The organism is Collinsella sp. TF05-9AC, from assembly GCF_003438495.1.
Classification (GTDB): domain Bacteria; phylum Actinomycetota; class Coriobacteriia; order Coriobacteriales; family Coriobacteriaceae; genus Collinsella.
Window position 1 is genome coordinate 1 of sequence record NZ_QSSH01000059.1, and the last position, 3,644, is coordinate 3,644.

4 protein-coding genes and 1 tRNA gene are annotated in these 3,644 nt (G+C 55.3%); all 5 read left to right on the forward strand.

Going from position 1 to position 3,644, the window contains the following annotated elements:
• The first annotated feature begins 158 nt into the window (after window positions 1-158).
• The 5 genes from DXC52_RS09770 (at window position 159) to rplT (ending at window position 3,342) form a co-directional block, all read left to right on the forward strand.
• Window positions 159-1,592, forward strand: a complete 1,434-nt coding sequence (locus DXC52_RS09770) for a transglutaminase-like domain-containing protein (protein ID WP_117747096.1) — start codon at window positions 159-161, stop codon at window positions 1,590-1,592.
• 39 nt (window positions 1,593-1,631) lie between these two features.
• A tRNA-Leu gene (locus DXC52_RS09775) sits at window positions 1,632-1,718 on the forward strand.
• Window positions 1,719-2,149: 431 nt separating this feature from the next.
• Complete coding sequence (gene infC / locus DXC52_RS09780; RefSeq protein ID WP_006234423.1) at window positions 2,150-2,719, forward strand: translation initiation factor IF-3; 570 nt, start codon at window positions 2,150-2,152, stop codon at window positions 2,717-2,719.
• 32 nt (window positions 2,720-2,751) lie between these two features.
• Complete coding sequence (gene rpmI, locus DXC52_RS09785; protein ID WP_006234422.1) at window positions 2,752-2,943, forward strand: 50S ribosomal protein L35; 192 nt, start codon at window positions 2,752-2,754, stop codon at window positions 2,941-2,943.
• 39 nt (window positions 2,944-2,982) lie between these two features.
• On the forward strand, window positions 2,983-3,342 hold the full coding sequence (gene rplT, locus DXC52_RS09790) for a 50S ribosomal protein L20 (protein ID WP_006234421.1): 360 nt from the start codon (window positions 2,983-2,985) through the stop codon (window positions 3,340-3,342).
• The last annotated feature ends 302 nt before the right edge of the window (window positions 3,343-3,644 follow it).

A 3,644-nucleotide genomic window follows, 5' to 3' on the forward strand; every position in this document is an offset into this window, starting at 1 on the left:
CACATGTACGGATGAATGTGGGAGGTGTTCGGATGAAGTCGATAATCAAGGTTTATTTATTGACTACCGTTCGGCGGTGTTGATGGCTCCCTTGTTGGGGCTTTCTTTTTATCTCGCTACAATGGGCTTCAAGCGTTCTAGTGACTTGGAGTTTTGGTATGGCTGTTATTAATGTGCTGCCTTCGGATGGGAAGGTTATTGACGAGGGTCCAGTTGGTTGCTCTGCTGATGTTTGCTGTGATGACTTTCGTCATCTCGATGTTGGACTGCCGCCCGAGATTCTTCGTCTTATGGATGCCGGGTATTTGACGCAGGCTGTTGCTGCCTGCGATCGCCTTTTGGAGCAGAACCCCGAGCCTTCGCTGGCTGCTTGTGTTCGTGCCGAGCGGTATCGCATGCTAGAGACGCCGCTTCATTTTTCGGTGTCGCGCGACCAGGCTATTGCGATGATTCGCGAGGAGTGGCCAGAGTTTACCGAAGAGCAGTTTGATGACCTGATTAATCGTAAGCGTATTGACTGGCGCTTTATCGATGGCGAACTGTTCGTTCTCGACAACTTCCTCGATTCGCTTCGCGTATATCCCAAAGAGGTTCCCGGCATGCGGCCCGATTCTACGGACGGAATAGCACTGCGCAACGAGATGCTCAAGGAGATGGAGTCACAAAACGGATTGGCTCGCGTCATTACGCTTAAAGCGTCCGTGTCTGTCCCCGGCGCTCTGGAAGGGGAGACCGTTCGCGCGTGGCTACCCGTTGCCGCCGCCTGTCGTCAACAGTCTCATATCGAGGTTCTCGATATGACGCCGGAGGGTGCTGTTGCCCCCGCGAATGCTTCGGCGCGTACCGCCTCGTGGTCTTCTTCGAGTGAGCGCTCATTCTCGGTGACCTATCGCTATCAAATTGATGCCGCTTATCGTGATGTCTATGGGGGTGCGCTTCCGGTGCATCCTTGCATGGACGCGCCACTGCCCGTGGACACCTCCGAGGACCGTCCGCACATTGCATTCACGCCGTATCTACAGCAGCTGACAGCCCGTGTCATTGACGGGCTCGAGGATCCGCTCGATCGCGCCCGTGCTATCTATGATTACCTGACGCAGTACATCGACTATCGCTATCAGCCGCCGTACTTGCTTTTGGGATCTATTGCCGATGACTGCGCGCATTCGCTCCGCGGCGATTGCGGCGTTATGGCGCTCACGTTTATCACCATGTGCCGTATCGCGGGCGTGCCTGCCCGTTGGCAGAGCGGCCTGTATGTTGCGCCCGATTCGGTGGGGCCGCACGATTGGGCTGAGTTCTATACGCCACAGACCGGTTGGCTTAACGCCGACGTATCGTTTGGTTCCTCGGCACGCAGGATGGGGGAGGAGTGGCGTCGTCGTCACTACTTTGGCAATCTCGACCCGTGGCGTATGGTGGCCAACAATCGATTCCAGGCTGAATTTGTGCCTGCTTTCGATGGTATGCGCGAGGATCCCTATGACAACCAGATGGGCGAGGCCTCGGTTGACGGACGTGGATGTCGTAAGCGGGAGATGTTACGCAAGGTTGAGCTTATCGAAATGCTCGAAGTTCCATTTTCGGACTAATCGGTAGAAAGCTGTGATAAACTAACTCACGCATTGCGTGCCCGAGTGGCGGAATTGGCAGACGCAGTGGACTCAAAATCCACCGTTGGCAACAACGTGCGAGTTCGAGTCTCGCCTCGGGCACCATACATGCAAGTGAGCGTTCAAGGGGGTTGCGGCCCCCTTTTTCGTGCCGAACTCGCGTGAGCGCGCGAAGCGTTAAGCAAACAGGCCTGTGGCCTGTCTGTAGCGGAGCGTGGCGAGGGCGCCACGCGCCCGAAGCCCGGGGCTTCGCGAAGCGAAGGCCCTTCGAGTCTCGCCTCGGGCACCATACATGCAAGCGAGCGTTCAAGGGGGTCAAGGCCCCTTTTTCGTGTACGTAATGTGATAACGCGCTGTACGTGTTATTATTCGCAAGGCGTTGTTCCCGCAATGCCCTAAAGAGGAACCCGAGGGTTCCCACCTTTTGGCGCCAATGAGCAGCTGACTGGTCATACAACTTAGATTCCCTTCCTCAAATCGAGGAAGTCTATGTGTACGACCTGGTTGCTGAGAAGCGCCGGGTTATTTTTTTATGAATGGAGGTAGGGAAAATAGCTAAGTCTGATGACACCCGCATCAACGACGAGATCACTGCATCTTCGTGCCGTTTGATTGGCGTCGATGGCTCTCAGCTCGGCCTGTTCGCCATCCGCGATGCCCAGCGCGTCGCCGACGATCAGGGTCTCGACCTGGTCGAGATCGCTCCCAACGCGGAGCCGCCGGTCTGCAAGGTCATGGACTACGGTAAGTTCAAGTACCAGCAGGCCATGAAGGCCAAGGCTGCTCGTAAGAACCAGTCCAAGGTCGAGGTCAAGGAAATGAAGTTCCGACCCAAGATTGACGTTGGCGACTACGAGACCAAGAAGGGCCACGTTCTGCGTTTCCTCAAGAAGGGCGCACGCGTTAAGATCACCATCATGTTCCGCGGCCGTGAGATGGCTCACCCGGAGCAGGGCCTTAACGTTCTCGAGCGTCTCGCCGAGGATCTCAAGCCTTACGCTACGGTCGAGTCCAAGCCTAAGATGGAAGGCCGTAACATGCTTATGCTGCTCGCCCCGATTAAGGGCGCCTTCGATGAGGATAAAGCGGCAAGCGATACCAAGTAACTAGTGTTCTGTAACCGATTAAGGAGTATTTCATGCCTAAGATGAAGTCCCACAGCGGCACCAAGAAGCGTTTCCGCAAGACTGGTACCGGCAAGCTTATGCGCGCCAAGGCTTTCAAGAGCCACATCCTGAGCAAGAAGTCCACCAAGCGTAAGCGTGGCTTCCGTCAGGAGACCGAGATCGCCGCTGCCGACCGCAAGGTCATCAAGTCGCGTCTCGCCTAAGTTCGTTTTTTCGTTTTACCGTCTAGGAGTTGATAGAACATGGCACGTATTAAGCGCGCTGTTGCCGCCAAGAAGAAGCGCCGTACCGTTATGCACCGTGCGAAGGGTTACTACGGTGCCGCTTCGCGTACTTACAAGCATGCTAAAGAGCAGGTCCAGCACTCCCTGCAGTATCAGTATCGTGATCGCCGCAACAAGAAGCGCGAGATCCGTTCTCTCTGGATCACTCGTATCAACGCTGCTGCTCGTCTGAACGACATCTCTTACTCTCAGTTCATGCACGGCCTGAAGGTTGCCGGCATCGAGCTCGACCGCAAGGTCCTGGCTCAGATGGCTTACGAGGACATCGAGTCCTTCAACGAGCTGGCTACCATTGCCAAGAAGGCTCTCGAGGCCTAATAGATTCTCTTGAATCGCTAGGGGAGTGTCGCGTTGTGCGCGGCGCTCCCCTTTTTTATCGAAAGCGCTGGTTTACATTGCTAAAAGCGCGGGTAGATAAACACTTACAGGTGACCGATCTTTATATATCTCTTAACCGAAGGGTCATCATCTGATACGTGCAGTATTTCTGCACCAGCCTTTCTATGACTTATATAGGAAGCGATGTATTGTGTAGGACTTGTGAAGAGTGGAATTCCCGCCCCCGGGGCCCCTCCGGTCTGGCAATATATCTCCTTGCCGCGCGGCCCGGTCGGACCGGA

Excerpts from the sequence above, each read along its gene's own strand:
- DXC52_RS09770 (WP_117747096.1), top strand. The coding sequence starts at position 159 with ATGGCTGTTATTAATGTGCTGCCTTCGGATGGGAAGGTTATTGACGAG.
- infC (WP_006234423.1), top strand. The coding sequence starts at position 2,150 with ATGGAGGTAGGGAAAATAGCTAAGTCTGATGACACCCGCATCAACGAC.
- rpmI (WP_006234422.1), top strand. The coding sequence starts at position 2,752 with ATGCCTAAGATGAAGTCCCACAGCGGCACCAAGAAGCGTTTCCGCAAG.
- rplT (WP_006234421.1), top strand. The coding sequence starts at position 2,983 with ATGGCACGTATTAAGCGCGCTGTTGCCGCCAAGAAGAAGCGCCGTACC.